This window comes from Bradyrhizobium sp. LeoA1Lang (assembly GCF_055413685.1).
This window is the reverse complement of sequence record NZ_JBVAPG010000082.1, coordinates 12343-37994: the sequence shown is the minus strand read 5'-3', so window position 1 is coordinate 37994 and position 25652 is coordinate 12343. Positions and strand designations below refer to the sequence as shown.

Sequence of the window (25652 nt, the reverse complement as noted above, 5' to 3'; positions counted from 1 at the left end):
CAGAATGCGGCGAACCGCCTCAAGCTTGAACTCTCGGCTGAAAACACGGGGGGATTTGTTGGGCATACGTTCTCCGTTAGAGAACTGTCCCTAATTTCCCGTGTCTCACTTTTGGGGGGCACTCCAAAAGACCTATCCCGGATTGCGCTGCGCTCCATCCGGGCTACAGGTGCTACGGGTGCACCACGCTCACAACATGCTCGGCAGCACGCGGTCCGGCGGCTTGTGGTTGTCGAGGAAGGTTCGGATGTTGATGATCACCTTCTCGCCCATCTCGACGCGGCCCTCGATGGTGGCCGAGCCCATATGCGGCAGCAACGTCACCTTGCCTGCCTTGGCGAGCCGCACCAGCTTCGGGTTGACCGCCGGTTCGTGCTCATAGACGTCGAGGCCGGCGCCGCCGATCTCTCCGGCTTCGATCAGCTTGATCAGCGTGTCCTCGTCGATCACCTCGCCGCGCGCAGTGTTGACGATATAGGCATCTTTTCGGATCAACTTCAGCCGCCGCGCGGAAAGCAGGTGGAAGGTCGCAGGCGTGTGCGGACAGTTCACCGAAAGGATATCCATCCGCGCCAGCATCTGGTCGAGGCTTTCCCAATAGGTGGCGCCAAGCTCGTCGGCGATGCGCGGGGCCACCGGGCGTCGGTTGTGATAATGGATCTGCAGGCCGAAGGCGCGGGCACGGCGCGCGACCGCCTGGCCGATGCGGCCCATGCCGATGATGCCGAGCCTTTTTCCTCCGATGCGATGGCCGAGCATCCAGGTCGGCGACCAGCCCGGCCAGTGCTTGCCCTCGGTCAGGATCGAGGCGCCTTCGATCATCCGTCGCGGCACCGCGAGGATCAGCGCCATGGTCATGTCGGCGGTATCTTCGGTCAGCACCTTCGGCGTGTTGGTCACCGTGATGCCGCGCGCATGCGCCGCCGCGACGTCGATATTGTCGACGCCGTTGCCGAAATTGGCGATCAGCCGGAGCTTGGACTCGGGCTGATTGAGGACGTCCTCGCGGATCAGGTCGGTGACGGTCGGCACCAGCACGTCAGCGGTGCGCACGGCTTCTGCGAGCTGCTCCGACGTCATCGGCGTGTCGTCGAGATTGAGCCTGGCGTCGAACAATTCGCGCATCCGGGTCTCGATCGAATCCGGCAGCTTGCGGGTGACGACGACGAGAGGCTTCTTCTTAACCGACATGTCCTGCTCTCATGAGGCTTCGGCCCGTCAAAGGCTTCGCCGTTCAGGCCTCATTAACCCGGTTGTTCGAAACTGCGGTTGCTGCGCGGTCCCGGCGTTTCCTTCACGTTTCCCTGGGTTCCCCGATGCTTGCCTCGGGTTTCCAAGGAAAAGTCGGGCGTTCTGGTTCTAAACGTTCCGTCCTCTCTAGCAGAAGACCGGGCCAACACAAGAACCCCTCGGCAAGACGGGCCGGGGCATTGACGCGCGGCGCAAGGGTCTGGGGTTCTGGGCGTTCACGGGTTCAACTCGCAGAATTTGAGTTGGCGTTCTCGGCAGGAGACGAGTTGATGGCGTTGGGGCGGTTGAGTTGGTTGGCGATGCTGGTCGGGTGCATGCTCGGCACCTCGGTATCCCCAGGACATTCGGCCAAGGATGCAAGCCCGACCGCCAGCGGCCTGCCGATACCCCGTTACGTCAGCCTCAAGTCCGATCATGTGAACGTCCGTGCCGGCCCGACCAAGGACAATGACGTCGCCTGGGTCTACACCCGTTCCGGCCTGCCGGTCGAAATCACCGCCGAGTTCGAGAACTGGCGCCGGGTGCGCGATTCCGAAGGCGCCGAAGGCTGGGTCTATCATTCGCTGCTGTCGGGTCGCCGCACCGCGGTCGTCACGATGAAGCACAAGGACGATCTGGCCTCGCTCTACGATCGCCCGGACGCGACGAGTGCGGTGGCGGCGCGGCTGCAGGCCGGCGTCATCGCGCAGGTGAGGAAATGCGCCAATAGCTGGTGCCGCGTCACCGGCAACGGCTTCGATGGCTGGATCGAGCAGCAGCGCCTGTGGGGCGTCTACGCCGACGAGAAGGTGGATTAGCCGAATTCCGGCGATGATGCTGTAGGGTGGGCAAAGCGAAGCGCGCCCACCATCGAGAGCACAGACGTTAACGGTGGGCACGGCGCAAACGCGCCTTTGCCCACCCTACGGAATTTCTGCTTGTGTTGAGGTACCGAAGCTCAGCGCTTCTTGCGCAGCCGCACCACCATGTCGATGCGCGCGATCTCGTAGCCTTCCGGGATATCCGGCATCTTGGAGAGCACCAGATGCGGGTCGGGAATGTCGACCAGCTCGTGGTTGTTCTCGAGATAGAAATGGTGGTGCGCGGCGACGTTGGTGTCGAAATAGGTCTTGGTGCCGTCGACGCTGACCTGACGCAGCAGGCCGGCATCGGTGAGCTGGTTCAGCGTGTTGTAGACGGTGGCCAGCGACACCGGAACCTTCGCGAGCGTCGCCTCCTCGTAAAGCATTTCTGCGGTCAGATGGCGGGCGCCCTTGCCGAACAGGAGCCAGCCCAGCGCCATGCGCTGACGGGTCGGCCGAAGGCCTGCCGCCTGCAGCATTTCATTGACGTCATGCCATGGACAACCGGTCAGCGCCGGCTGATGACCGGGGCTGCGGGCGATCTGACCAGCGTCATCGCTCACATGCGGAACTTCGTCGCTCATATGCACTCTAGACACCTAACTCGGGCAATATTCCAAACACTATAAGAAGGAAATCCTTCAGATGCAAGTTCCTCGCAACTAGGGCCGACGCAGGCGGCCCGACCGGAACCCTCTGGGGATGCAGCAATTTAACCCATTCCGGCACTTTGCCGCACCTTCATGCCTATGTTACAGAGCGCGCGGACCACATATGCGAATTCGGTAGAGACGCCGTTCGCGCCCAAGGTAGCGCCGCGTTGCGGGAAATCTTGTCCCGCCGGGGAAACGGTCCGGTTCGTTCGAGAGCGCTTCACCGGGACATTGAGGAGAGTGGAAAGAGGATGCTGGAGCGGCGCAGCGGTTATGAGTACGAGGATTTGCTGGCGTGCGGCAGGGGCGAGATGTTCGGTCCCGGTAATGCCCAGTTGCCGTTGCCGCCGATGCTGATGTTCGACCGCATCAGCGAGATCTCCGAGACCGGTGGCGAGTTCGGCAGGGGATTGGTGCGCGCCGAGCTCGATGTGAAGCCGGATCTCTGGTTCTTCGGCTGCCACTTCAAGAACGATCCCGTCATGCCCGGCTGCCTCGGCCTGGATGCGATGTGGCAGATGGTTGGCTTTTACCTCGGCTGGATCGGCGGCGAGGGACGCGGGCGGGCGCTCGGGCTTGGCGAGCTGAAGCTCGCCGGTCAGGTTCTGCCGAATGTGCGCAAGGTTGTGTACAACGTAGATATTAAGCGCGTGATGCGCTCGAAGCTGGTGCTCGGCATTGCCGATGGCTGGCTTTCCATGGACGGCGAGATTATTTATCGCGCGAAGGATTTGAAGGTTGGGCTGTTCAAGCAGGGCACGGCCCCGGCGTGACCGAAACCATCGCACAGAAAACTAACGGCAGGGCGAGGCGATCATGAGGCGGGTTGTCATCACCGGGATGGGCATTGTCTCGTCCATCGGAAACAACACCCAGGAAGTGCTTGCGAGCCTTCACGAGGCGAAGTCCGGGATTACCCGCGCGGACAAATATGCCGAGCTCGGCTTCCGTTCGCAGGTGCAAGGCGCGCCGACGCTCAAGCCGGCCGAGGTGATCGATCGCCGCGCGATGCGGTTTCTGGCCGATGGTGCGGCATGGAATCACGTGGCGATGGAGCAGGCGATCCGCGATGCCGGGCTCGAGGCGGACGAAGTCTCCAACGAGCGCACCGGAATCATCATGGGTTCGGGCGGGCCGTCGACGCGCACGCTGGTGGAGGCCGCCGACATCGCGCGCACCAAGGGCCCGAAGCGGGTCGGTCCGTTCGCCGTTCCCAAGGGCATGTCGTCGACCGCTTCCGCGACGCTTGCGACCTGGTTCAAGATCAAGGGCGTGAACTATTCGATCTCCTCGGCCTGCGCGACGTCGAACCATTGCATCGGCAATGCCTCCGAGATCATCCAGATGGGCAAGCAGGACGTGATCTTCGCCGGTGGCTGCGAGGAACTCGACTGGACGCTGTCGGTGCTGTTCGACGCCATGGGCGCGATGTCGTCGAAATATAACGACACGCCGGCCACCGCCTCGCGCCCCTACGACATCAACCGCGATGGTTTCGTCATTGCCGGCGGCGCCGGCGTCGTGGTGCTGGAAGAGCTTGAACATGCCAAGGCGCGCGGCGCGCGAATCTATGCCGAGATCGTCGGCTATGGCGCCACCTCCGACGGCTACGACATGGTGGCGCCCTCGGGCGAAGGCGCCGAGCGCTGCATGCGCATGGCGCTGTCGACGGTGACGACGCCGATCGACTACATCAATCCGCACGCGACCTCGACGCCGGCCGGCGATCCGCCGGAGATCGAGGCGATCCGCAAAGTGTTCGGCACCGGAGAGAAATGTCCGCCGATCTCGGCGACCAAGGCGCTGACCGGCCATTCGCTTGGCGCCACCGGCGTGCAGGAGGCGATCTATTCGCTCTTGATGATGAGCAACGGCTTCATCTGCGAGAGCGCGCATATCACCGAGCTCGATCCCGTCTTCGCCGACATGCCGATCGTGCGCAAGCGCATCGATCATGCGAAGCTCGGCACCGTGTTGTCGAATTCCTTCGGCTTCGGCGGCACCAACGCGACGCTGGTGTTCAAGCGGCTGGATGCGTAATCTATTTATCCGTCATGCCCCGCGAAGGCGGGGCATCCAGTATGCCGCGGCCTTTCAGACTGATTGCTAGCGCCTCTGGAATACTGGATCACCCGCTTTCGCGGGTGATGACATCGCGAATAAATGGAGCGGACGGGCAATGCAGGACCTGATGAAAGGCAAGCGCGGACTGATCATGGGCGTTGCCAATGATCACTCGATCGCATGGGGCATCGCCAGGACGCTCCATGCGCAGGGCGCCGAGTTCGCCTTCACCTATCAGGGCGAGGCGCTCGGCAAGCGCGTCAAGCCGCTGGCGCAGTCGCTCGGCGTCGACACCGTGCTGCCCTGCGATGTCGAGGATCTCGCCAGCGTCGATGCGGTGTTCGCAGCCTTGCGCGAGAAATGGGGTCAGCTCGATTTTCTCGTCCATGCTGTCGCCTTCTCCGACAAGAACGAGCTGAAGGGCCGCTATGCGGACACCACGCGCGAGAATTTCTCGCGCACCATGCTGATCTCCTGCTTCTCCTTCACCGAGCTCGCCAAGCGCGCAGCCGAGCTGATGCCGGAAACCGGCGGCGCCATGATCACGCTGACGTTCGGCGGATCGATGCGCGTGATGCCCAATTACAACGTGATGGGGGTTGCGAAGGCGGCGCTGGAAGCCTCCGTGCGCTATCTCGCCGCCGATTTCGGCCCGCGCGCCATCCGCATCAACGCGATTTCAGCGGGTCCGGTGCGCACGCTTGCCGGTTCGGGCATCGGCGATGCACGCGCGATGTTCGCGTTTCAGCAGAAGCATTCACCGCTCGGCCGCGGCGTGACGCTCGATGAGCTCGGCGGGTCCGCACTCTATCTGCTGTCCGATCTCTCCGGTGGCGTCACCGGTGAAGTCCACTACGTCGATTCCGGCTACAACGTGATCTCGATGCCGCGCCCGGAAGACCTGAAGGCGGAGTAGCTCGAAATCGTAAGGGTGGGCAAAGCGCAGCGTGCCCACCGTCACGAGCGGAATGCGGATGGTGGGCACGCTGTGCTTTGCCCACCCTACAAGCGCTAACCTGCGGCAATCTTCTCCGCGCGCTGGAACGCCGGGCGCGCGGCGCAGCGCGCGATATAGTCCTCGAAGGACGGCCGTGACGGCACCATCTTGAACAGCCGCACCGCATAATTCAGGCCCGAGCCGACCACGATGTCGGCGGCGGAAAAATCCTCGCCGAGGATCCACGGTCCCTTCTGCAGTTCGGTGTCGAGCACGTCGAAGACCTGTGTCGCGCTGCCCCATGCGGCGGTGCTGGTGGGCACCTCGAGCTTGGTGAAGATCTGGATCAGCGCCGGCTCGATGCAGCTCGGCGCGAAGAACAGCCACTGCAGAAACCTTGCCCGCCTCGGATCAGCGACCGCCGGTGCCAACTTCGTTTCCGGATAGCGATCCGCAATGTAGGCGCAGATCGCGGCGGCTTCGCCGAGTGCGACGTCGCCGTCCTTCAGCGCCGGAACCTTGCCCATCGGATTGATCCTCAGGAACTCCGGCGCCTTCTGCGCGCCGGTCGAAATGTCCGTCAGCACGCGCTCATACGGCAGTCCGGTTTCTTCCATCAACCACAGGCAGGTGAACGAGCGCGAACGAGGCGACCAATAGAGCTGGATCATGATGCTGAACCTTTCACGGGCGAAGACGCGTTCATCGCCCCGAACGCTTGCATTGGCAACGGCCAATTCTGGGGCGCCGTGAAGGGAAGCTTGCTCATGAAGTTCGGCGGTGCAGCGAAGCGGCCGGAGACGATATCGCGCCCCCGGCCGTGTGATACTGCTGTCGCGTGTGGACTACACGCCGAGCGTGCCCGCCTTTGCGGCCGCGTAGCGGTCGCCGACCGCCTTCCAGTTCACCGTGTTCCACCAGGCCTGCAGATAGTCAGGGCGGCGATTCTGGTAATGCAGATAATAGGCGTGCTCCCAGACGTCGTTGCCGAACAGCGTGCGTTTGCCGTCCATCAGCGGGCTGTCCTGGTTCGGGCGGGTCTCGAGCGCGAGCTTGCCGTCCTTGGTCACCGTGACGAACACCCAGCCCGAACCGAATACGCGTCCGCCGGCCGCGTTGAAGTCGGTCCGCAGTTTCTCCATTCCGCCGAGGTCGCGGTCGATCGCGGCGAGCACCTCGCCCTCCGGCTGGCCGCCATTCGGTCCCATGATCTGCCAGAACATGGTGTGGTTGGCGTGGCCGCCGAGATTGTTGCGGACGCCGGTGCGGACGGCTTCCGGCACGTTGTTCAGATTGGCGAGCACATCCGCGACCGGCTTTTCGGCGATCTGCGGATGATCTTTGGCGATCGCGTTGACGTTGTTCACATAGGCCTGGTGATGCTTGTCATGATGGATCTGCATCGTCAGCGCATCGATATGCGGCTCCAGCGCATTGGCGGGATATGGCAGCGGATCCACCTTGAACGGACCGGCAGGCGGCTGGGCCGAGCCTTGCGCGAACGCCATTCGCGGCGAAGTGGCTGCGGCGACGAGACCGGTTGCGGCCATCATCAGGCGGCGGCGGGACAGGAATGACATCGTGACCTCCGGGCTTAAGGAAAGCATGCTGTCTTATTGTAGGCGCAAGACGTGAAGCGGTTCCGACAAAGTACGATCACGATATCGCGGCCAAACCGCACAAGGCCATCAGCCACGGTTGATTTGCAAAGCCCCACATAAACTTAGGGCGGCCATCGAGGCCGCCCATTTTTAGTTATTCTATTGTCGTCCGGGCGCTCACTCGCCGGCGGCCTCGCGCGGCGCCGACGCGTCGGGCTTCTGCTTGGCCTCCAGATCCTCGCCGGTCTCCTGGTCGACCGCCTTCATCGACAGCCGCGTCTTGCCGCGGTCGTCGAAGCCGAGCAGCTTGACCTTGACCTTGTCGCCCTCCTTGACGACGTCGGAGGTCTTCTGCACGCGGTTGGATGCGAGCTGGCTGATATGGACGAGGCCGTCCTTGGCGCCGAAGAAGTTCACGAAGGCGCCGAACTCCATCACCTTGACCACGGTGCCCTCGTAGATCTGGCCGATCTCCGGCTCGGAGGTGATCGACTTGATCCACTTGATCGCAGCCTTCATCGCCTCGCCGTCGTTGGAGGCGACCTTCACGGTGCCGTCGTCCTCGATGTTGATCTTGGCGCCGGTCTTCTCGACGATCTCGCGGATCACCTTGCCGCCGGTACCGATCACTTCGCGGATCTTGTCGGTCGGGATCTTGAAGGTCTCGATGCGCGGCGCGTATTCACCGAGCTCGGCGCGCGCCGCCGTCAGGGCCTTCGCCATTTCGCCGAGGATGTGGATGCGCCCTTCCTTGGCCTGGCCAAGCGCGACGCGCATGATCTCCTCGGTGATGCCCTCGATCTTGATATCCATCTGCAGCGAGGTGATGCCCTGGTCGGTGCCGGCGACCTTGAAATCCATGTCGCCGAGATGGTCCTCGTCGCCGAGGATGTCCGAGAGCACCGCGAAGCGCTGATCTTCGAGGATCAAGCCCATCGCGATACCGGCGGTCGGCCGCTTCAGAGGCACGCCGGCATCCATCAGCGCCAGCGAGGCGCCGCAGACCGAGGCCATCGACGACGAGCCGTTGGACTCTGTGATTTCAGACACCACGCGCACCGTGTAGGGGAATTCGTGGTGCGGCGGCAGCACGGGATGGATCGCGCGCCAGGCGAGCTTGCCGTGGCCGATCTCGCGACGCTTGGTGCCGCCTAGGCGGCCGGTCTCGCCGACCGAGTAGGGCGGGAAGTTGTAGTGCAGCAGGAACGTCTCCTTGTACGTTCCGGACAGCGCGTCGATGTACTGCTCATCCTCGCCGGTGCCGAGCGTGGTCACGACCATCGCCTGGGTCTCGCCGCGGGTGAACAGCGCCGAGCCGTGGGCGCGCGGCAGCACGCCGACTTCGGCGACGATGTTGCGCACCGTCTTGACGTCGCGGCCATCGATGCGCTTGCCGGTGTCGAGGATGTTCCAGCGGACGATCTTCGCTTCCAGCTCCTTGAACACGTCGGCGACGCGCAGCTTGTCATATTTTGGCTCCTGCCCTTCCGGGAAGAAGTGCGCTATCACCTTTTCCTTGGCGGCGCCGACTGCGGCATAGCGCTCCTGCTTGATCGGGATCGCATAGGCGGTGCGGAGTTCCTGCTCGATCAGGCCGAGCATGTCCTTCTCGATCGCCGAGTTGTCGATCGCGGTGATCTCGCGCGGCTCCTTCGCGGCCTTCTCGGCGAGCTCGATGATCGCGTTGATGACGGGCTGGAAGTGCCGGTGGCCGAACATCACGGCGCCGAGCATGACGTCTTCGTTCAGCTCCTTGGCTTCCGATTCCACCATCAGCACGGCATCGGCGGTGCCGGCGACGACGAGGTCGAGCTGGGTCTCGTTCATCTCGTCCAGCGTCGGGTTCAGCACATATTCGTCGTTGGCGAAGCCGACGCGGGCCGCTCCAATCGGGCCCTTGAACGGCACGCCGGACAGCGTCAGCGCCGCGGAAGCGGCAACCATCGCCAGAATGTCCGGATCGTTCTCCATGTCATGCGACAGGGTGGTGATGATCACTTGCGTTTCGTTGCGCCAGCCGTCGACGAACAGCGGGCGGATCGGGCGGTCGATCAGGCGGGAGACCAGCGTCTCCTTTTCGGTCGGCCGGCCCTCGCGTTTGAAGTAGCCGCCGGGGATGCGGCCCGCGGCATAGGCCTTCTCCTGGTAGTCGACCGTCAGCGGCAGGAAGTCGACGCCTTCGCGGGGCGTCTTGGCGGCGACGACGGTGGCAAGCACCACGGTCTCGCCATAGGTCGCCACCACGGCGCCGTCGGCCTGTCGGGCGATCTTTCCGGTCTCAAGCTTGAGGGGGCGTCCGCCCCAGTCAATCTCCACGGAATGGGTCGTAAACATTTTGGTCTTCTTTCATGGTTTCACGAAAGAGCGGGCCTCCAAAACGCAAAAACCATGCGCAAGATGGCGGGACACTGATCGCAAGCCGTGATCAGTATCCGGCGATCCTGCCATGGTTCTCAAGTTCCGGATGGCGTCCATCCTTTCGTTCATATGGGCATCTTGCCCCGCCCAGCGGCCGGATTGCTGCTGGGCACTTTAGGTTTGAGCATGGTCTTTCCGGAAAACCGGGTCATGCTCCAGGCTTGAACATGAGTGCGTGCGACATGCGGTCGTCACGTTCATGCTCTTGTGCATGATCGTCTCCGAACGGTTGAAACTCCGGTCTCTCGGAAGATCATGCGAAAACGCGCGCTAACGTTGCGCGCGCAGTCTTGAAATCAACGACGAATGTTATGCTTTTCCAGCAATGCCTTGTAACGCGCCTCGTCCTTTTTCTTGATGTAGTCGAGGAGCGAGCGTCGCGTCGACACGAGCTTCAACAGGCCGCGGCGTGAATGGTTGTCCTTGCCGTGGGTCTTGAAGTGCTCGGTAAGGTTGCTGATGCGTTCCGACAGGATCGCGACCTGAACCTCGGGCGAGCCGGTGTCGCCGGCTTTGAGGGCATTCGTCTTGATGACTTCCGCTTTGCGTTCGGCGGTAATCGACATCGTCAAATACTTCCATGGTTGCGAGCCGAACTGGCAGTCAGTCCGGTCAGGTTGAACACGCGCTTGGGGATGATTTCGCCATTGCCAATCTCGGCAAGCGCGAGAAGCCGGCCTGCCACCGTGACATAGACTGTGCCGCTACTATTGGGCGCATCCCGTCCGCGCAACAAAACGGCTTGGCCCCGATGGAGCCTTGCCGCATCCGCCCGTGTGACGGCCAGTGCCGGGATGTCGTCCAGCGCGGTCTCAACGGGCAAAAGCGCGTCGGCGAGGCTGCCCTCGCCAGACGCGGCTCTATTACACAAAGCCTCCAATTCTTCCAGCGGAATCATGTCCCGTTCGGTAAACGGACCGACAACGGTCCGCCTGAGCGCGCAGATATGGCCGAAACAGCCGAGAATCCGCCCCATATCCCGGGCCAAAGCGCGGACATAGGTTCCCTTGCCGCACTCGGCCTCGAACACGGACTGGCCCCCATCCCCATGTTCCACCAGGGTTAATTCGTGAATCTCGACCGGCCGGGGCTGCAATTCGACCGTTTCGCCGTCCCGCGCCAGGTCATAGGCCCGCTCGCCCTGGACCTTGATCGCGGAATATTGCGGGGGAATCTGCTCGATCACGCCAGTGAAGCGCGGCAGCAATTCCTGGATCGATTGGGCCGAGGGGCGGAGTTCGCTGGTCCTGACCACGCGGCCCTCGATGTCGTCGGTGTCGCGTTCCTCGCCCCAGGCCACCGTGAAGCGGTAGCGCTTGCGGCCTTCCATGACGAACGGAACCGTCTTGGTGGCTTCGCCGAGCGCAATCGGCAGCCCGCCCGAGGCGAGCGGATCGAGCGTGCCGGCGTGTCCGGCGCGCTTGGCCTGGAACAGGCGCTTCAGCACCGCGACGGCATGCGTCGACGTCATGCCGATCGGCTTGTCGAGCACGACCCAGCCATGGACGTCGCGCTTGTCGCGCCGCGGCTGGTTACCCTGCTGCTTCTGTTTCTGGCGCGGATCGTTGTTGACGCGACGCGTCTCGTTGCCGCGCGCGGGCGCCGAAATTTTTTCTTCATCCGCATGCGAATCGACGTCCTGCGATTCGATCACGGGGTTTGCGGTCGTCACGGTCATCTCACTCGTCGTCCGAATCGGGTGCAAGATCACGTTGCACCGCAGGTGTTCTCAGTAATTTCTCGATACGTTCCGCTTCGTCGAATCGGTCGTCGACGCGGAAGCGGATGTCAGGTGCAAATTTCAGGTTAACGCGGTGCGCGATCTCGCCGCGGAGAAATTTCTTGTTGCGGTCGAGCGCAGCAATCACGGTCTCGGTGTCGCGTCCGCCGAGCGGCATCACGTAGATGGTCGCGAGCTTCAGGTCCGGCGACATTCGCACCTCGGGAACGGTGATGATGTGGCCTCGAAGATCCGGATCGTGCACGTCACCGTGCGAGAGAATCTCGGCAACCGCATGGCGTACCGTCTCGCCGACGCGCAACTGACGTTGCGAGCCGCCAGCGGCGGAACTCTTCTTCTGATGACGGGGCATTATCTAAAATCCCAAATTATCGCCATCACCCGCGAGAGCGGGTGATCCAGTATTTTGTGCCTAGAATCAATTGCGATACTGGATGCCCCGCCTTCGCGGGGCACGACGGTTCAGCTCGAAATTCCCGCGCTTCGTAAGACTTGGACTTACAGAGAGCGCTGGATCGTTTCGACACGGTAGCATTCGATCACGTCGCCGACACGCATGTCGCCGTAGTTCTCGAACGCCATGCCGCATTCCTGGCCGGCGACGACTTCCTTCACTTCGTCCTTGAAGCGCTTCAGCGTCGACAGCTTGCCTTCATGCACGACGACGTTGTCGCGGATCAGGCGGACATTGGCACCGCGTTCGACCGTACCATCGGTGACGCGGCAGCCGGCGACCTTGCCGACCTTGGAGATGTTGAACACCTCCAGGATCTGGGCGTTGCCGAGCATGGTCTCGCGCAGGGTCGGCGCGAGCAGGCCGGACATCGCCTTTTTGATGTCATCCACGAGATCGTAGATGATGTTGTAGTAGCGGATCTCGATGCCGTTGCGCTTGGCGGCGGCGGCCGCCTCCTTGTTGGCGCGCACCGAGAAGCCGATGATCGCGGCGTTGAAGCCTTCCGCCAGCGTGACGTCGGATTCCGAGATGCCGCCGACGCCGGCATGCAGGATGCGGGCGGCGACTTCCTCGGTGCCGAGCTTTTCCAGCGAGCCCAGGATCGCTTCGAGCGAGCCCTGCACGTCGGCCTTCACGATCAGCGGGAATTCCTTGCGGCCCGCGGTCTTGAGCTGCGACATCATCTGCTCGAGCGAGCCGCGCATGCCCGAGATCGATGCGGCGGCGTTCTCGCGCTTCTGGTGCGCGCGATAGCTCGTGACCTGGCGGGCGCGAGCTTCGTTCTCCACCACCGCAAGCCGATCGCCGGCTTCCGGCGGACCGTTGAAACCGAGCACTTCGACCGGCACGGACGGACCGGCTTCGTCGAGATTCTCGCCCTGGTCCGAGATCAGCGCGCGGACGCGACCCATCTCGGCGCCGGCGACGATGATGTCGCCGACCCTGAGCGTGCCGCGCTGCACCAGCACGGTTGCGACCGGACCACGGCCGCGGTCGAGCTTGGCCTCGATCACTGTGCCTTCGGCCGGACGCTGCGAGTTGGTCTTGAGGTCGAGAAGTTCGGCCTGCAATGCGATCATCTCGAGCAGCCGGTCGAGATTGGTCTTGTTCTTGGCCGAGACCTCGACATCGACGACTTCGCCGCCGAGCGATTCGACCTGCACCTCGTGCTGCAGCAGTTCCGTGCGCACGCGCTCGGGCCGCGCGTCCGGCTTGTCGATCTTGTTGATCGCGACGATGATCGGAACCCTGGCGGCCTTGGCGTGATTGATCGCTTCGACCGTCTGCGGCATCACGCCGTCATCGGCCGCGACCACCAGCACCACGATGTCGGTGACCTTGGCGCCGCGCGCGCGCATCGCGGTGAACGCGGCGTGACCGGGCGTGTCGATGAAGGTGATCTTCGTGCCGCTTTCGGGCGACAACACCTGGTAGGCGCCGATATGCTGCGTGATGCCGCCGGCTTCGCCGGAGACCACGTTGGCATGACGAAGTGCGTCGAGCAGCGAAGTCTTGCCGTGGTCGACATGGCCCATGACCGTGACGACGGGCGAACGCGGCTCGGTGTCGGTGGAGTCGTCGACGACGTCGAACAGGCCTTCCTCGACGTCGGAGGCGGCCACGCGCTTCACCGTGTGCCCTAGTTCCTCGGCGATCAGTTGCGCGGTGTCGGCATCGATCACGTCGGTGATCTTGTACATCGAGCCCTGCTTCATCAACAACCGGATGACGTCAACCGCGCGCTCGGACATGCGGTTGGCGAGCTCCTGGATGGTGATGGCTTCCGGGATCGTGACTTCGCGGATCAGCTTTTCCTTCGGTTCATTTGACGCATGGCCCTTGAGGCGCTGGGTACGCCGGCGGAATGATGCGATCGAGCGTTCGCGCACGTCGTCGGCGTTGAGCGCGGTGACCACCGTCAGGCGGCCACGCTCCTTCTGCGGACCCGGCTTGTGGGTGGTCTTCGGGGCGGCCACGGGGCGCATGGCACCACCCGGGCCACGGCGAACCTGGCGCGGACCCTCGTCTTCATCGGGCTCTGCGGCGACGCCCGGCGCCTTCGCCGCTGGAGCCGATGCTGGTGTGCGTGCCGGGGTCGCTGACGTGCGTCCCGGGGTCGCAGATGGGCGTCCCGGGGTCGATGGGGTACGGGCTGGAGCCGCCGGCGCCGGTGCAGGGGCTGCTGCGGCTGCTGGCTTGGCTGCTGCTGCTGGCTTCGCTTCGCCCTCGCCAAAGCGCCGCTTGGCCTCGATCTCGGCCTTGCGCTTGGCTTCCTCTTCCTGGCGATGACGTTCCTCTTCGGCCAGCCGACGGGCTTCGGCGGCTTCACGCTCGGCGCGCTCGGCGATTTCGCGGCTGGCGCGGCGCTTGGCTTCCTCTTCGGCCTGCCGGCGCTCTTCGACCTCACGCTGCCGGGCGTCGGCGAGTGCGCTGGCGCGGGCCGAGCGCTCGTCCTCGGTCAGGCTGCGCAGCACCACGCCCGATCCGCCGGCGTTGCGCTGCGATGGGGAAGACCCGCCGGGACGACCGAGCGGCCTGGCGGGCGCCGGCGCGGGCTTGGCCGCCACCGGTTCGGGCGCGTGCGGCTCGGTTCCGGGGCCGTCACCACCGACGCGGCGCTTGCCGCGCTTTTCGACCACAACCTGCTTGCTGCGGCCATGGCTGAAGCTCTGGCGCACGGTGCCCGTCTCGACGCGTGGCTTCAGCGTCAAGGTCTTGCTCGGGACACTCAAAGTCTTGTCGCCAGGGGTTTTGGTATCAACCATTCAGCAGTCCTAATCTCGTTAGCGTTGTGCCGTTTCGCACGCGTCGTCGTCGCAGTTCCAAAAGACCGAAATGACTGTCCTCGGACCCGTCATCCCGCTCCATCTTGTTGTTTGAACATGATCTTTTCGGAAAGCCGGTTTCCCCTCTTCCCGATCATGCTCTAGCTAGAATTTCTGGCCGCATCGGCGGTCTTGTCGTCGTCGGCCATCCGGTATCGGACCAGAAGCTGGCAGCGCGACAGGAACGTCTTGCTCGCCGGGCCCGCGAGCAGGGCAGCATGTATCACATTTGACCGGCCCAGTGCCAAATCCAATTCTGCCGATGTCAGCGCGGTGACGACAGATATTTTCAACGAATCTTCGTCTTTTCCGCCCCTTTGCCGCAGGATCGCGTCCAATTTGCGGACTCCGTCGGGGGCCGCATCGGAAGCATGGATCAGGCTTAGGGGTCTTTCCCGCTGCGACAACGCGTCCTCGACCTTGCCGAAGCCGGAAACGACCCGGCCGGCCTTGGCGGCCATGGCCAGCGCCTCGAGGCTACTGCGAACCAGCAGCACTTCGGTATCATCGGGCAGAGTTGCCGCGACGCGGACGTCGCGCTTGAATCCCCGGCTAAACTGGTGACGCCGGACCGCTTCCGCAACCGTGCGGCGCGAGGCTGAAAGCCAGAGGCCGCGCCCCGGCAGCTTGCGTTTCACATCGGCGATCACCTCGCCGGTGGGGGCGACGACGAAGCGGATCAGCTCGTCGATCGGGCGCACCTCGCGGCTGACCGCGCACATCCGCATGGTCGCGGACTTTTCGGTCCGCGGCCCATGATCCAGATCGGGGTCAGCCATTGCGAGCATGCGCGGGCCATCTCCTTAGGCCGTCGGTTCTTCGGCGGCTTCCGCCTCGGCGTTCTGCTTGGCGAGATCAGCCTCGGTGATCCAGCCGGCCTTTACGCGGGCCTGCATGATCATCGCCTCGGCGTCCTCGCGGGAGATATCGATCCCGTCGAGGAACCCGGTATGCTTGGTCTGCTCGCCACCGTCCTTGCGCTCGGTCCAGCCGACCAGATCGTCGGTGGCGCAGCCGGCGAGATCCTCGACGGTCTTGACGTCGTTCTCGCCGAGCTTGACCAGCATCTTCGCGGTTATGCCCGGGACGGTCTTCACGGCGTCCTCGACGCCGAGTTCCTTGCGCTTGGCTTCCAGCTCGGCCTCGAGCTGCTCCAGATATTCCTTGGCGCGGTTCTGCAGCTCCGTTGCGGTTTCCTCGTCGAAGCCTTCGATGCCGGCGAGTTCCTTCACATCCACCAGCGCCAGTTCCTCGACCGAGGTAAAGCCTTCCGACGCCAGGAGCTGGCCGACGACTTCGTCGACATTGAGCGCCTCCATGAAGACGCGGGTTGAATTCTCGAAGTCGGCCTGACGACGCTCGGACTCTTCCTGCTCGGTCAGGATGTCGATATCCCAGCCGGTGAGCTGCGAGGCGAGGCGGACGTTCTGGCCGCGGCGGCCGATCGCCAGCGAGAGCTGGTTGTTGGTGTCGGGCACCACGACCTCGATGCGCTCGCGGTCCTCGTCGATCACGACCTTGGCGACTTCGGCCGGCGCCAGCGCGTTGACGACGAAGGTCGCGATGTCGGGCGACCACGGGATGATGTCGATCTTCTCGCCCTGCAATTCGTTGACCACGGCCTGCACGCGCGAGCCGCGCATGCCGACGCAGGCGCCGACCGGATCGACGGACGAATCCCGCGAGATCACGCCGATCTTGGCGCGCGAGCCGGGATCGCGGGCCACTGCCTTGATCTCGACGATACCGTCATAAATCTCCGGCACTTCCTGCGCGAACAGCTTGGCCATGAATTGCGGATGGGTGCGCGACAGGAAGATCTGCGGGCCCCGCGTCTCGCGGCGGACGTCGAAGATATAGGCGCGGACGCGGTCGCCGTTGCGGAACACCTCGCGCGGCAGCATTTCGTCGCGGCGGATGATGGCCTCGCCACGTCCGAGGTCGACGATCACGCTGCCATATTCGACGCGCTTGACGACGCCGTTGACGATGTCGCCGATGCGGTCCTTGAATTCCTGGTATTGCCGGTCGCGCTCGGCCTCGCGCACCTTTTGCACGATCACCTGTTTGGCCGATTGCGCGGCGATGCGGCCGTATTCGAGCGGCGGCAGCGTGTCGGCGATGGTGTCGCCGACGCGGGCGCCGGGATTGGCGCGCTGGGCATCGGCCAGCGAAATCTGGTTGGAAGCATTCTCGACCACGTCGACCACCAGCATGTGGCGCGACAGGCGGAGCTCGCCCTTCTTGGGGTCGATCTCGGCGTGGACGTCGGTCTCGCTGCCGTATCGGGCGCGCGCCGCTTTCGCAATGGCGTCCTCCATCGCGGCAATCACGATGCCGCGGTCGATCGATTTTTCGCGCGCGACGGCGTCGGCGATCTGCAGCAGTTCAAGTCGATTGGCGCTGACTGCCATGGCTAGTCTCCTTCGTCAGGCTCGGTCTCGCCCCGGCGCAGCCGTTCGGCGGCGAGGCGGTGTTGTTTCGTGTTCTTCGGAGCCGGTTTCTTGCCGGTCCCTTGCTTCGGCTTATGGCTCTTGCTCGGATCGCTGTTCTTCGCGTGCGCGGGTTGTGGCGGGGCCAGCCCCAATTCGCGGCGCAATTCGCGTTCCTGCGCCTTGCCGCGCCGCATCGATTCGGCGATCAGCTCGTCGGTCAGCACCAGCCTTGCTTCGGCGATGTCTTCCATCGCCAGCAAGACGTCCGCATCTTCACCCTCGCGTGTGTCATCCCGATGTAGGCGCGCCGCGTTACCCTCGACACCGTTCAGGGTGCCGCGGAACCGCTTGCGGCCCTGATGCGCCACCGCCATCTCGATCTTGACGAGGTGGCCGGCATAGCGCTCGAAATCCGAACGTCGCACCAGGGGCCGGTCGATGCCCGGCGACGAGATTTCCAGCCGATAGGCCCGGTCGATGGGATCTGCGATGTCGAGCACCGGCGACAGCGCGCGCGAGATCGCTTCGCAATCCTCGATCTGCATCGAGCCGTCCGGCCGTTCCGCCATGATCTGGACGGTGCAGCCGGCCTCGCCGGTGATCTTGATCCGCACCAGACGGTAGCCCAGTCCCTGCAGGACCGGGGTGGCGACTGCCGACACGCGGGCCGCAGCGCCGGGCTCGACGACGAGCCGCGGCTCGGCGAGCAATTCGGCATTGACGGAACCAGCGGTTGGATCGGTCATATCCAGGGTCAAAGATACGTCTTGAGCTGTCGGTTCTGCGGGTTGGCCGGCGCTAGACCGGCATTCGATCATGATACGATCACGCTGATCGGGCCATGATCTTATTTCTCGTGTTTGAGCATGATCCTTGCGGACAACAGGTTTCCGCTGTTCGGGTTCATGCTCTGGTTGCACTACCCAAACCGGACCAGGCTTGGCGCGGTTCGTTCGGGTAATAAAAAAGAGCGGGTCCGGAGGGGCCCACTCTCAATACGGATCGTATGAGAACTTTAAGTCGCGGCTGATATAGCGCTTTTTCCCCGGTCCGGCAAGGGGCGGAGGCCACGGCCGAGCAAATTTGCGCTATCGGAAAGTTGGGTGCGAATGTCTAACGCTTCGTTCACGAACGCCACCTAGATTGCGCCGCAAAAACCGGCACTGCGGGCCGGTTTGGGCAGGGTTATGACGACGACAGCGACTGCGCTGATCCCTGAACTCGACGAGATCGTCCGTATCGGTGACCCCAGGCGCCGCGCCGAGGCCGCGCGCCGGATCGGCGAATTGTTCCTGCAGGGGGCGGCCAGTTTCAGTACCGACCATGTCGATCTGTTCGATGGCGTCCTGACGAGCCTGGTCCCCCACGCCGAGCGTGCTGCGCGGGCGGAGCTCGCCGAACGCCTGTCGCTGCTATCGAATGCGCCGCGCAGCCTGATCGGGCAGCTTGCGCGCGAGGACGAGATCGCGGTCGCGGGGCCGCTCTTGCGCCGGTCTCCTGTCATCGACGAGCAGGTCCTGGTCGAAATCGCGCGCGCGAAGGGGCAGGAGCATCTGCTTGCGATGGCGGAGCGGCCGAAGCTCTCGACCGATCTGACCGACGTCATCGTCCGCCGCGGCGATCGCGACGTTGTCAGGCGCGCAGCCGGCAATGCCGGTGCCGAATTCTCGACGAGCGGCTATTCGACGCTGATTCGGCGCGCCAGCCAGGACAGCGTGCTGACGCTCGCCGTCGGTCAGCGCGCGGATCTGTCGCCCGAACAGTTGAAGACGCTGGTGGCAGGCTCCGTCGAGATCGTCCGCCGCCGCCTGTTCGACGTGGTCAAGCCGGAGCGGCAGGCCGCGATCAAGCAGGCGATCCGCGAGATCAACGGCATGGGAGAGAAGGTCGACAGCGCGCGCGATTTCGCGCCGGCCCAGCGCACGATCCTCGCGTTGCATCACGCCAATCAATTGAACGAAATCGCGCTGCTCGATTTCGCCAAGTCGTTCAGATACGAGGAATCGGTGTGCGCGCTGGCCGCGATGACCGGTGTCAAGATCGCGACGCTCGATCGCCTGATCACCGGCGAGCGCTACGATCCCATTCTGATCGCCGGCAAGACCATCGGCCTCGAATGGGCCACCGTACGCGCGCTGATCCTGCTTCGGCTCGGCCCCAACCGCGTGCCGTCACCCGCCGACATCGAGAACGCGCGGCTGAACTTCACGCGCCTGATGCCCTCCACCGCCCAGCGCGTCGTGGACTTCTGGAAGACGCGGTAGTCTCTCTCTCATCGTCATTGCGCTTGTGGTGCCGTGGCTTCGCTGCGCTCGCAATGACGGACGCTCAGATTTGAATGCCAGGTGCAAACCACGCCGTCATTCCGGGGCACGCGTAGCGTGAGCCCGGAATGACAAGCGTCAAATTCTGCGAAACCGCAGATACGTCGCCCTGCGTCCCTCGCGCTCGGCTTTGGCGCCGTAGCGCGTCATCGTGTAGTCGGGCCAGGGAGCCTGCCAGTCGGAGGCGCGCTCGGCCAGCCAGGTGAAATCGGACGAGCGCATCAGGTGCCATAGAGTCCAGGCGCAGTAATCGTCGATGTCGCTGACGAAGCGGAATTCGCCACCCGCTTTGAGAATGCGCGCCATTGCGGCAACGGTGGCATCTTGGACAAAGCGGCGCTTCCAGTGCCGTCGCTTCGGCCAGGGATCGGGATGGATCAGGTCGATGCGCCGCATCGATTGCGACGGCGCCCAGGCGAGCAGCTCGGCGGCGTCGCCTGCGAACAGGCGGATGTTGCCGATATTGTGTGCCTCGATCTGGGTCAGGATCTTGGCCATCCCGTTGACATAGGGCTCGCAGCCGATGAAGCCGATATTCGGAAACGCGCGGGCCTCGGCGGCGAGATGCTCGCCGCCGCCAAACCCGATCTCGAGCCTGACATCCTCAATGTTGTCATCGAACAGTTCGATGAGGCTGGCCGGCGCGGGGCTTGCGATGTCGAGCGCGAGATGCGGTAGCAGATGCTCGATCAGGTCGGCCTGATGCGCGCGCAGCTTGTGGCCCTTGCGCCGTCCGAAGAATGAGCCATGCGCATGGGCGTCGCGCTCCTGATCGCGGGAAGGCGTCATCATCGCAGCGTCTGATACAGCCGATGGAGCAACCGCGCGCGCGGCTCGATCGACGAGATATACATCTGCTCATAATGGGTATGTGCGCCCTTGCCGTCGACGCCGAGACCGTCGAGCGTCGCCGTATGCAGCGCCGTGAAATTGCCGTCGGAGCCGCCGCCGGTCGAGGTGTCCACGAGGTCGAAGCCGATCTCGGTTGCGAGCCCTTTGGCGTGTTCGTAGAGCGCCGCGCCGGCGTTGGTCTTCTCATAAGGCGGCCGGTTCAATTCGCCGACCACATGCACGCTGACGCCGTCGGTCCGCGATTTCAGATTGAGTATTTTCGGTACCAGCTCATCGGCATCGGCGGTGGTCGGCACGCGCATGTCGACCTCGGCATAGGCCTCTTCCGCGATCACGTTCGGCTTGGTGCCGCCTTTGACCACGCCGACATTGACGGTGACGCCGCGCGCCAGATCGTTCATCGCCTCCAGCGTCTGGATGATGTTGCCGAGCTCGCGGATCGCGCTGCGGCCGTCCTCGGGCCGCGTACCGGCGTGCGAGGGCACGCCCTTGACGAAGATCTCGAAGCGGGCGACGCCCTTGCGCCCGGTGACGATCTTGCCGCCGTCGCGCGCCGGCTCGGTCACCAGCACATATTTGGCTTTGCGGCCTTCGGCTTCGATCAGCGCCCGCGAGGTCGGGCTGCCGATCTCCTCATCGGAAACGTAGAGCTGGGTCACGCCGAGCGGCGGGCGCGCGCCATTGGCGCAAATTTCCCTGAAGGCGTGGTAGGCGAGATAGGCGCCGCCCTTCATGTCATAAATGCCGGGACCGAAGGCGCTGTCGCCGTCGATGCAAAATGGCAGGCGCTGGATGAATCCGAGGGGGTGCACGGTGTCGAGATGGCTCAGCACCAGGATTCCCGGTGCGTCCTGGCCCCAGGCCGACCGCGCGACGAGATGATCGCCGCATCCGTTCTGGCCGGCGATCCGCTCGAGGGTGGCCGGCAGGCTGCGATAGCCTTCGGCGACGAGATCGGCGAGCTTGTTGACCTGTTCGGGCGCTTCTGTCGGCGTCTCGATCTCCACCCAGCGGCGGATGCCGTCGAGAATCTCCGCAGGATTAAAGGATGTCGTTGTCATTGGTGCGCCGGCATCTGGAGCATGATCCGGAAAAGTGGAAACCGGTTTTCCCTCGCGACAAACGCGAAGCGTTTGCGCGGAGATCATGCTCAAACAAAGAGGTGAGATCATGATCCGATTCCGTCTAATCGGATCATGATCTCAGAACGATTGAACCAACGTCATGCGCCTGCACCGGCGGGCGCGTCAATCGCCATGTCGCAGGAATGACGACGCCGATCAGCGCTTGTCGGGGCCTTCGCGGGCGGCGATCTGCTCGACCAGTTCGACGATGCTGCGGCGGAGTTTGGCGTCGGCGATGCGCGTGAAGGCGCGCGTCAGCGCCAGCCCCTCGGAGGTTGCGAGAAAGTCGGAAACGTAACTGGGCGAGGCGCCTTCGCTGAAGCCTTCTGCGGTTGTCGAGCCGCTCGGTCCGCCGTCGAACAGGAACGAGACCGGCACCTGCAGGATCTCGGAAATCTGCTGCAGCCGGCTGGCGCCGACGCGGTTGGTGCCCTTCTCGTATTTCTGAATCTGCTGGAAGGTGAGGCCAAGCTTTTCTCCCAGCTTTTCCTGGCTCATGCCCAACATGATCCGCCGCATGCGGACACGGCTGCCGACATATTTGTCAACAGGATTGGGCGCTTTGGTAGACATCTTCGGACTCTCCTGGAAGGACTACGCGCCCGGCGAATGAGGCAAAACGGGTATGGAGTATGCCCCAGGCGCCGGTATCGTCAAAATCCTGCGGGAGGATCGAGGACGAATGCGGACAATTTGAGCTACTGTGCTGGCAGGATTTCAGTTCGGCTTGGAATTGTAGAATGCGAATGACGCGGTCGTTCTGTCAACTGGTGGAATCACACCAGCGGAATTTTTCCTTGCGCGGGCAACCATCGAGGGCGCGCAGGCGTCAAGAATTGCGCCGGGCAACACGCCGTCCGACCACAAGCAACAATGCGACGAGCAGAATGATCGCAGCGGGCATGTCATTGAAACGTGCATATAGCGTCGGCGGGATGGCAGCCGGCAACCTGGCATCGAGCACGCCTTCGATGCCGAGGCCGAGTTCTGCGACAATCCGTCCCGCCGGATCGATGACCGCGGAGATGCCGGTGTTCGCTGCGCGAACAACGGGCAGGCCCTCCTCGATCGCGCGCAGCCGCGCCTGCTGCAGATGCTGGTAGGGGCCGGTCGAGATTCCAAACCACCCGTCATTGGTGACGTTGATGATCCAGCTTGGCCGGTCGTCGTGAATGTCAATGTCACCAGGGAAAATCGCCTCGTAGCAGATCAGCGGCAGTGCGCGCGGCGCATTCGGGATGTCAAGCGCATGACGCCGCTGGCCGGCGATGAATCCGCCATGGACCTTGGTGAGCTGCACGAAGCCGAGCTTTTCCATCAGTTCCTGAAATGGCAGATACTCGCCGAACGGCACCAGGTGCAGCTTGTCGTAAACCGACAGCACGCTGCCGTCATGGTCGATGACATAGATCGAATTGTAGGCGCGTGTGATGCGGACGCCCGGCGGCAGATCTGGGGCACGTACCGAGCCGGTGATCAGCACGGTGCCCTGAGGCAGGAACTCGGCGATCTCTGCCATCGCGTCGGCCTCGCGCGTCAGGAAAAACGGAAACGCCGATTCCGGCCAGATCAGGATGTTGGCATCGCGCACGCCCGTGGAGTGCGGGCCGGAAGCGCGATCGGAGAGCGTCAGATATTTCCTCATCACTTCCGCTTTGGCGGCGTAGTTGAATTTGACGTCCTGCTGCAGGTTGGGCTGCATGATGCGCAGCTTGACATTGGCGACCATGGTGGTCGGCAGCCGCGACAGCCGCACCGCGCCGAAAACCAGCATGGCCGCGAGAACGATCAGCGCTATGGCCGGCACCCGCCACAGCTTTCGGTTGGACGATTTGCCATCGATCAGGACGGCCGGACTTGCGAAGATTGCGACGGCAAGGAACGTCATGCCCCAGAGCCCGATCAGCGATGCGGTCTGCGCCAGCGCCAGTGGCTCCGACAGCGCATAGCCGAAGGCGTTCCAGGGAAATCCTGATAGCACATGGCCGCGCAGCCATTCGGCGATGGTCAAGCTCGCTGCCAGCGCCAGCACGCGGAAGCCGTCGGGAGTCCAGAGCAGGCGCGCCAGCGCAAAGCCGAGCGCGGGAAACAGTGCCAGATAGGCGGGCAGGCCGAGTATCGCAAACGGCAACAGCCAGGCGAAGGTCTGCGCATCGACCAGAAAGGCATAGCCGATCCAATAAAGCCCCGGCACGAAGTAGCCGAGCCCGAACCAATAGCCGGAGATTGCCGCCGCCGGGATGCCGCGCCACTTTCCGGCGCCTGCGCCGTCGATCAGCCAGACCGCGACCGGGAAGGTCAGGAACAGGATCGGCCAGGCGTTGAACGGTGCCATCGCGAGCGAGGACAGGGCGCCGGCGACGAGTGCGATGACGGCGCGCTTCCATCCCCAGGTCAGGATGATCGAAAGCCCGACCGTGCGGAGTTGATCGGAAACCCTCACTGCGGGGCGGCTCCGTCGCCGGAGGACGGAGGCGCGGTGTCGTTGGCCTGCGGGCTGGCATCGGCCTGAGGGCTGGCATCGGGCGCGGCCTCGTTGCGGCGACGGCTCTCGCGCTCCTTGCGCGGGACGTTGCGTTCCTTGCGCGTTGCGATCCGCACGCGCTTCACCCGCCGCGGATCGGCGTCGAGCACTTCGACCTCGAAATTGCCGGGTCCGGAAATCAACTCGCCGCGCACCGGCACGCGGCCGACAAACGACACCAGATAGCCGCCGAGCGTCTCGACTTCCTCGCCAGCTTCGCCCGTGACGAAGTCTTCGCCGATCACCGAGCGGACATCATCGAGGCTCGCCCGCGCGTCGGCGATGAACGAGTTATCCGGCTGGCGAACGATCGACGGCGGCTCGTCGCTGTCGTGCTCGTCGTCGATCTCGCCGACGATTTCCTCGACGAGGTCCTCGATCGTCACCAGCCCATCTGTGCCGCCATATTCGTCGACCACCAGCGCCAGGTGGATGCGGGTGGCCTGCATCTGCACCAGCAGGTCGATCGCGCGCATCGAGGGCGGTACATAAAGAAGTTTTCGGATGATGCTCGCTTCGTGAAGCGGCAGCGCGAGATCGACCGCGCGCAGGTCGAGGCCGGCGGGCAGCGGCTTCTTGCGCCGCGTCTTGCCGGTGTCGCTGACGCGCGCCCTTGCGGTCATGAAGGCGAGCAGGTCGCGGATGTGAACCATGCCCTCGGGATCATCGAGGGTTTCGTCGTAGACCACGAGGCGCGAATGCGCGGCGCTTTCGAACTGGCTCATCAATTCGCCGAGCGGGATGTCGCGTTTTACGGCGACGATGTCGGCGCGATGCACCATCACGTCGGCGATACGCCGCTCATGCAGATTGAGGATGTTGCGCAGCATGGTGCGCTCGACGGCGGAAAAGTTCACGTCATCGGGCGTCGACGCATCGAGCACCACCTGCAGGTCGTCGCGAACCGATCCTGCCTTCCAGCCGAACAAGGTGCGGATCGCGCGCAGCAACCAGCTCTCCGCTGCGGGACGCTGTGCCTCCTCCGGCACCACGGCCGGCAGGTTGCGCACATCGCGCGGATTGTCGTGGGTAGGTTCGGAGTCCGCCATTTCAGTCCATCCGCTCCCGGTCCGCATACGGATCGGGAATGCCGAGTTGCGCGAGGATTTCGCGCTCGAGATTTTCCATTTGCTCGGCGTCGTCGTCGTTTTCGTGGTCGTAGCCGATCAGATGCAGGAAACCGTGCACCGCGAGGTGGCTTAAATGATGGTCGAACGGCTTCTGCTCCTCGTCCGCCTCCCTGCGCGTCGTCTCATAGGCGATCGCGATATCGCCGAGCATGCGCGGGGCGTCGTCCGGCTCCTGAGCGCCCTTTGGCTGCAACGCCGGAAACGACAGCACGTTGGTCGGCTTGTCGATGCCGCGCCAATTGTTGTTCAGCGTCCGGATTCCGGAATCATCCGTCAGCATCACTGCCAGTTCGGCCTCGCCGACATCGGCCTCAGTGATCTCGGCGGCGGCCTCGATGGCGCGATGGATCGCCGCTTCAGCATCAGGCTCGGTCTGCCAGCAATCGGCTGTGACCAGAACCTCGGTAGCGGGGAGAGCGGAAGACACTGTCGTTCCAAAAGTTGTTGTTTCTAGGCGTTCGGGTTGCGGCCGGA

23 protein-coding genes are annotated in these 25652 nt (G+C 63.8%); 5 read left to right on the top strand and 18 right to left on the bottom strand.

Annotated elements, in window-relative coordinates; translation table 11 throughout:
• Window positions 1-189 precede the first annotated feature (189 nt).
• The gene (locus ACZYOF_RS25405; protein ID WP_282528703.1) at window positions 190-1191 is read right to left on the bottom strand and encodes a 2-hydroxyacid dehydrogenase; all 1002 of its coding nucleotides are present in this window, start codon (window positions 1189-1191) and stop codon (window positions 190-192) included.
• Between the two features lie 329 nt (window positions 1192-1520).
• On the opposite strand from ACZYOF_RS25405, the gene ACZYOF_RS25400 reads away from it, so the two are divergent.
• On the top strand, window positions 1521-2048 hold the full coding sequence (locus ACZYOF_RS25400; protein ID WP_463717491.1) for an SH3 domain-containing protein: 528 nt from the start codon (window positions 1521-1523) through the stop codon (window positions 2046-2048).
• Between the two features lie 140 nt (window positions 2049-2188).
• On the opposite strand, the gene irrA is transcribed toward ACZYOF_RS25400, so the two are convergent.
• The gene (gene irrA / locus ACZYOF_RS25395) at window positions 2189-2677 is read right to left on the bottom strand and encodes an iron response transcriptional regulator IrrA (RefSeq protein WP_463717490.1); all 489 of its coding nucleotides are present in this window, start codon (window positions 2675-2677) and stop codon (window positions 2189-2191) included.
• A gap of 320 nt (window positions 2678-2997) precedes the next feature.
• Between irrA and fabA the strand changes: the two genes are divergently transcribed.
• The 3 genes from fabA to fabI all read left to right on the top strand — a co-directional run bounded on the left by fabA (window position 2998) and on the right by fabI (window position 5726).
• Window positions 2998-3519 carry a 3-hydroxyacyl-[acyl-carrier-protein] dehydratase FabA gene (fabA, locus tag ACZYOF_RS25390; RefSeq protein ID WP_463717489.1) on the top strand — a complete coding sequence of 174 codons (522 nt, stop codon included), beginning with the start codon at window positions 2998-3000 and terminating at the stop codon, window positions 3517-3519.
• A 43-nt stretch (window positions 3520-3562) separates the two neighbouring features.
• Window positions 3563-4786 carry a beta-ketoacyl-ACP synthase I gene (gene fabB / locus ACZYOF_RS25385; protein WP_463717488.1) on the top strand — a complete coding sequence of 408 codons (1224 nt, stop codon included), beginning with the start codon at window positions 3563-3565 and terminating at the stop codon, window positions 4784-4786.
• A gap of 139 nt (window positions 4787-4925) precedes the next feature.
• Window positions 4926-5726, top strand: coding sequence for an enoyl-ACP reductase FabI (fabI, locus tag ACZYOF_RS25380; protein ID WP_282528701.1), 801 nt, complete (start codon window positions 4926-4928; stop codon window positions 5724-5726).
• 95 nt (window positions 5727-5821) lie between these two features.
• On the opposite strand, the gene ACZYOF_RS25375 is transcribed toward fabI, so the two are convergent.
• The 10 genes from ACZYOF_RS25375 to rimP form a co-directional block, all read right to left on the bottom strand.
• Window positions 5822-6418, bottom strand: a complete 597-nt coding sequence (locus ACZYOF_RS25375; RefSeq protein WP_463717487.1) for a glutathione S-transferase family protein — start codon at window positions 6416-6418, stop codon at window positions 5822-5824.
• A 174-nt stretch (window positions 6419-6592) separates the two neighbouring features.
• Window positions 6593-7327 carry a superoxide dismutase gene (locus ACZYOF_RS25370; RefSeq protein WP_282528699.1) on the bottom strand — a complete coding sequence of 245 codons (735 nt, stop codon included), beginning with the start codon at window positions 7325-7327 and terminating at the stop codon, window positions 6593-6595.
• A 198-nt stretch (window positions 7328-7525) separates the two neighbouring features.
• Window positions 7526-9682, bottom strand: coding sequence for a polyribonucleotide nucleotidyltransferase (gene pnp / locus ACZYOF_RS25365; protein ID WP_282528698.1), 2157 nt, complete (start codon window positions 9680-9682; stop codon window positions 7526-7528).
• A gap of 380 nt (window positions 9683-10062) precedes the next feature.
• A complete protein-coding gene (gene rpsO / locus ACZYOF_RS25360) occupies window positions 10063-10332 on the bottom strand; it encodes a 30S ribosomal protein S15 (protein WP_028168438.1) in 270 nt (89 codons plus the stop codon).
• Between the two features lie 2 nt (window positions 10333-10334).
• Window positions 10335-11444, bottom strand: a complete 1110-nt coding sequence (gene truB / locus ACZYOF_RS25355) for a tRNA pseudouridine(55) synthase TruB (RefSeq protein ID WP_282528697.1) — start codon at window positions 11442-11444, stop codon at window positions 10335-10337.
• Between the two features lies 1 nt (window position 11445).
• Entirely contained in the window at window positions 11446-11859 is a 414-nt protein-coding gene (gene rbfA, locus ACZYOF_RS25350; RefSeq protein WP_463717486.1) for a 30S ribosome-binding factor RbfA, read from the bottom strand.
• 146 nt (window positions 11860-12005) lie between these two features.
• Window positions 12006-14729: a translation initiation factor IF-2 gene (infB, locus tag ACZYOF_RS25345; protein ID WP_282528696.1), complete on the bottom strand. Its 2724-nt coding sequence runs from the start codon at window positions 14727-14729 to the stop codon at window positions 12006-12008.
• 161 nt (window positions 14730-14890) lie between these two features.
• A complete protein-coding gene (locus tag ACZYOF_RS25340) occupies window positions 14891-15577 on the bottom strand; it encodes an RNA-binding protein (RefSeq protein WP_130580845.1) in 687 nt (228 codons plus the stop codon).
• Between the two features lie 15 nt (window positions 15578-15592).
• On the bottom strand, window positions 15593-17203 hold the full coding sequence (gene nusA, locus ACZYOF_RS25335) for a transcription termination factor NusA (RefSeq protein WP_463717485.1): 1611 nt from the start codon (window positions 17201-17203) through the stop codon (window positions 15593-15595).
• Between the two features lie 2 nt (window positions 17204-17205).
• Window positions 17206-17970 (bottom strand): ribosome maturation factor RimP, encoded by a 765-nt coding sequence (gene rimP / locus ACZYOF_RS25330; protein ID WP_463717484.1) that lies wholly within the window; start codon window positions 17968-17970, stop codon window positions 17206-17208.
• Window positions 17971-18411: 441 nt separating this feature from the next.
• Here rimP and ACZYOF_RS25325 point away from each other — a divergent pair, with 441 nt between their 5' ends.
• Complete coding sequence (locus tag ACZYOF_RS25325; RefSeq protein ID WP_463717483.1) at window positions 18412-19488, top strand: DUF2336 domain-containing protein; 1077 nt, start codon at window positions 18412-18414, stop codon at window positions 19486-19488.
• A 138-nt stretch (window positions 19489-19626) separates the two neighbouring features.
• On the opposite strand, the gene ACZYOF_RS25320 is transcribed toward ACZYOF_RS25325, so the two are convergent.
• The 6 genes from ACZYOF_RS25320 to ybeY form a co-directional block, all read right to left on the bottom strand.
• A complete protein-coding gene (locus tag ACZYOF_RS25320) occupies window positions 19627-20340 on the bottom strand; it encodes a tRNA (guanine(46)-N(7))-methyltransferase TrmB (protein WP_463717482.1) in 714 nt (237 codons plus the stop codon).
• Window positions 20337-21461, bottom strand: a complete 1125-nt coding sequence (locus ACZYOF_RS25315; RefSeq protein WP_463717481.1) for a M20 family metallopeptidase — start codon at window positions 21459-21461, stop codon at window positions 20337-20339. The genes ACZYOF_RS25320 and ACZYOF_RS25315 overlap by 4 nt, the downstream gene beginning before the upstream one ends.
• A gap of 219 nt (window positions 21462-21680) precedes the next feature.
• Window positions 21681-22097 (bottom strand): helix-turn-helix domain-containing protein, encoded by a 417-nt coding sequence (locus tag ACZYOF_RS25310; RefSeq protein WP_130580839.1) that lies wholly within the window; start codon window positions 22095-22097, stop codon window positions 21681-21683.
• 256 nt (window positions 22098-22353) lie between these two features.
• Window positions 22354-23967 (bottom strand): apolipoprotein N-acyltransferase, encoded by a 1614-nt coding sequence (lnt, locus tag ACZYOF_RS25305; protein ID WP_463717480.1) that lies wholly within the window; start codon window positions 23965-23967, stop codon window positions 22354-22356.
• Window positions 23964-25097, bottom strand: a complete 1134-nt coding sequence (locus ACZYOF_RS25300; protein ID WP_463717479.1) for a hemolysin family protein — start codon at window positions 25095-25097, stop codon at window positions 23964-23966. Before ACZYOF_RS25300 ends, lnt begins: the two co-directional genes overlap by 4 nt.
• Before the next feature lies 1 nt (window position 25098).
• Window positions 25099-25605, bottom strand: coding sequence for an rRNA maturation RNase YbeY (gene ybeY, locus ACZYOF_RS25295; RefSeq protein ID WP_282528690.1), 507 nt, complete (start codon window positions 25603-25605; stop codon window positions 25099-25101).
• Window positions 25606-25652: the final 47 nt, after the last annotated feature.

Excerpts from the sequence above, each read along its gene's own strand:
- ACZYOF_RS25405 (WP_282528703.1), bottom strand. The coding sequence starts at position 1,191 with ATGTCGGTTAAGAAGAAGCCTCTCGTCGTCGTCACCCGCAAGCTGCCG.
- ACZYOF_RS25400 (WP_463717491.1), top strand. The coding sequence starts at position 1,521 with ATGGCGTTGGGGCGGTTGAGTTGGTTGGCGATGCTGGTCGGGTGCATG.
- irrA (WP_463717490.1), bottom strand. The coding sequence starts at position 2,677 with ATGAGCGACGAAGTTCCGCATGTGAGCGATGACGCTGGTCAGATCGCC.
- fabA (WP_463717489.1), top strand. The coding sequence starts at position 2,998 with ATGCTGGAGCGGCGCAGCGGTTATGAGTACGAGGATTTGCTGGCGTGC.
- fabB (WP_463717488.1), top strand. The coding sequence starts at position 3,563 with ATGAGGCGGGTTGTCATCACCGGGATGGGCATTGTCTCGTCCATCGGA.
- fabI (WP_282528701.1), top strand. The coding sequence starts at position 4,926 with ATGCAGGACCTGATGAAAGGCAAGCGCGGACTGATCATGGGCGTTGCC.
- ACZYOF_RS25375 (WP_463717487.1), bottom strand. The coding sequence starts at position 6,418 with ATGATCCAGCTCTATTGGTCGCCTCGTTCGCGCTCGTTCACCTGCCTG.
- ACZYOF_RS25370 (WP_282528699.1), bottom strand. The coding sequence starts at position 7,327 with ATGTCATTCCTGTCCCGCCGCCGCCTGATGATGGCCGCAACCGGTCTC.
- pnp (WP_282528698.1), bottom strand. The coding sequence starts at position 9,682 with ATGTTTACGACCCATTCCGTGGAGATTGACTGGGGCGGACGCCCCCTC.
- rpsO (WP_028168438.1), bottom strand. The coding sequence starts at position 10,332 with ATGTCGATTACCGCCGAACGCAAAGCGGAAGTCATCAAGACGAATGCC.
- truB (WP_282528697.1), bottom strand. The coding sequence starts at position 11,444 with ATGACCGTGACGACCGCAAACCCCGTGATCGAATCGCAGGACGTCGAT.
- rbfA (WP_463717486.1), bottom strand. The coding sequence starts at position 11,859 with ATGCCCCGTCATCAGAAGAAGAGTTCCGCCGCTGGCGGCTCGCAACGT.
- infB (WP_282528696.1), bottom strand. The coding sequence starts at position 14,729 with ATGGTTGATACCAAAACCCCTGGCGACAAGACTTTGAGTGTCCCGAGC.
- ACZYOF_RS25340 (WP_130580845.1), bottom strand. The coding sequence starts at position 15,577 with ATGCTCGCAATGGCTGACCCCGATCTGGATCATGGGCCGCGGACCGAA.
- nusA (WP_463717485.1), bottom strand. The coding sequence starts at position 17,203 with ATGGCAGTCAGCGCCAATCGACTTGAACTGCTGCAGATCGCCGACGCC.
- rimP (WP_463717484.1), bottom strand. The coding sequence starts at position 17,970 with ATGACCGATCCAACCGCTGGTTCCGTCAATGCCGAATTGCTCGCCGAG.
- ACZYOF_RS25325 (WP_463717483.1), top strand. The coding sequence starts at position 18,412 with ATGACGACGACAGCGACTGCGCTGATCCCTGAACTCGACGAGATCGTC.
- ACZYOF_RS25320 (WP_463717482.1), bottom strand. The coding sequence starts at position 20,340 with ATGATGACGCCTTCCCGCGATCAGGAGCGCGACGCCCATGCGCATGGC.
- ACZYOF_RS25315 (WP_463717481.1), bottom strand. The coding sequence starts at position 21,461 with ATGACAACGACATCCTTTAATCCTGCGGAGATTCTCGACGGCATCCGC.
- ACZYOF_RS25310 (WP_130580839.1), bottom strand. The coding sequence starts at position 22,097 with ATGTCTACCAAAGCGCCCAATCCTGTTGACAAATATGTCGGCAGCCGT.
- ACZYOF_RS25300 (WP_463717479.1), bottom strand. The coding sequence starts at position 25,097 with ATGGCGGACTCCGAACCTACCCACGACAATCCGCGCGATGTGCGCAAC.